General features: G+C 33.5%; 2 protein-coding genes. Both read left to right on the forward strand.

Annotation, left to right across the window (positions count from 1 at the left end):
- On the forward strand, window positions 1-1,348 hold a 1,348-nt coding region (locus WBM60_RS09720), incomplete at its 5' end, for a S41 family peptidase (RefSeq protein ID WP_424283016.1).
- A 32-nt stretch (window positions 1,349-1,380) separates the two neighbouring features.
- Window positions 1,381-1,556, forward strand: a 176-nt coding sequence (locus WBM60_RS09725; RefSeq protein WP_424283017.1) for a GIY-YIG nuclease family protein, incomplete at its 3' end; no start/stop codon positions are given.

Raw genomic sequence — 1,556 nt, forward strand, 5'->3', positions numbered from 1 at the left:
AGGCAATATTGAAAAAGGAAAGGGAACGAAATTGTTCGACGATCAACCTGAATTTGGGGAATTGATAACTAATAAAATACATGAAAACATATATTGTCAAATTCCAATAGTGGTCTACGGCAGAGAAGAACATACTTATCCAAAATCAAAGGAAAAGATTTTAAGCTCTCTTAAAAATAAGATTGAAAATATCTCAACTACAAATACAAGCCTTGCCTTAAGAATCGGTAATGTAATTAATATTTATAACGTTTTTCAACATTTTTATCCTTATTTCGACGTGGTTGAAGTTGATTGGACAAAAGAACTGGAAAAAGCCCTCTTAAAATGCTATACTGATAAAACCGAGAATGATCACCTGATAACTCTCCAAAAATTCACAGCCTCCTTGAAAGACGGCCATATAAGAGTTTCAAATAATAATATGGAAAGGTTCGTTCCACCGATTTCTTGGGAATGGGTAGAAAACAAATTGATAATTACCGATATCTACGACAATATCAAGGGCTTGGAAATAGGAGATGAAGTTTTGAAAATAAATGGTCAAGAAAGTGTTAGTTATTTTAATGAGATCAATTCTAAAATATCTGCCGGTACTGAGGGCTGGTTAAAGTATAGAGCTCAAACAGAAAGTCTTTATGGGTCACAGGACTCGAAACTTGTAATCACCCTTCAAGATAGTAGTATAGAACTTTCAAGAGACAAAGATTTATATCAAGCCAATCGGCAAAATTCTATTCCAAAAGTGCCTTACAAGGAAATTAATGAGGATATATACTATTTGAATCTGGATGTTGTAAATATGGATAAAATCAATAAGTTATTACCAAAGTTGAAAAATTACGAATCCATCATTTTTGATTTAAGGGGTTATCCAAAAGGAAATCATGGTGTTATATCCCATCTGTTGAAAACAAAAGATACAACTGAAGGGTGGATGCAGGTTCCTCAAATCATTTACCCCGATCAAGAAAACATTGCCAATTGGGAAAAATATGAATGGAATCTTCAACCTGCAACCCCATATTTAGGGGACAAGCAAATTATTTTCATCACCGATGGAAGAGCTATTAGTTATGCCGAAAGTTTTATGGGCTATATAGAAGGATATAAATTAGGAAATATTGTAGGGCAGCCAACGGCCGGGACTAATGGTAACATAAATCCATTTGAATTACCAGGAGGATATAGTTTAAGTTGGACTGGAATGAAAGTGATCAAGCATGATGGAACTCAACATCATGCGATTGGAATTATTCCAGATATCTACGTTTCAAGAACCATTGAAGGAATCAAAGCAGGTAAGGACGAGTTTTTGGACAAGGCAATTGAATTGACACAAAAGTAATTTTTAATAGACTCTAAAAGTTTAAATAAAGGATGAAAGGCTTATCAGAAATTCTTACGGATGGATATTTACATCTTGATGAGATAATATATGTTTTGTATTGCAAGAATGATAAGTTTTATGTTGGACACGCCACTAACATACAAGCACGATTAAAATCCCATTTCGTATATGACCAAAAAATTTTATTTCTAAGGTTAAACACACC

Origin of the sequence: Eudoraea sp. (assembly GCF_049669105.1) — a bacterium.
In the GTDB taxonomy this organism is placed as follows: domain Bacteria; phylum Bacteroidota; class Bacteroidia; order Flavobacteriales; family Flavobacteriaceae; genus Eudoraea.